This is a genomic window from Psychrobacter sp. GW64-MNA-CIBAN-0177 (assembly GCF_040309585.1).
GTDB lineage: Bacteria > Pseudomonadota > Gammaproteobacteria > Pseudomonadales > Moraxellaceae > Psychrobacter > Psychrobacter okhotskensis.
This window is the reverse complement of record NZ_JBEOOY010000174.1, coordinates 1-279: the sequence shown is the minus strand read 5'-3', so window position 1 is coordinate 279 and position 279 is coordinate 1. Positions and strand designations below refer to the sequence as shown.

1 pseudogene is annotated in these 279 nt (G+C 42.3%); it reads left to right on the top strand.

The window, feature by feature from the left end:
- Positions 1 to 62: 62 nt before the first annotated feature.
- Positions 63 to 279 (top strand): annotated as a pseudogene (locus AAEY79_RS14655) (cyclic pyranopterin monophosphate synthase MoaC); the annotation flags it as partial.

The window sequence follows — 279 nt, the reverse complement described above, 5'->3', positions numbered from 1 at the left end:
CGTCTGCACAGCGTTATATCAACTATAGATTATGCTGTTAATACAATAATGAGAATTTGCCAATGACTGCTACTGCCAATATTGACCAGAATATGCCTACTGAATTAACGCCTGCTTTATCCCATTTAGATAGTAATGGCGATATCAATATGGTCGATGTGAGTGGCAAAACAGCAACGACTAGAGAAGCACATGCCACCGGTCAGGTACGTTTTCCAGCGACAATTTATGCGCAGATTAAAGCGGCAGATGGCATGACGAAAAAGGGCAGTATCACTC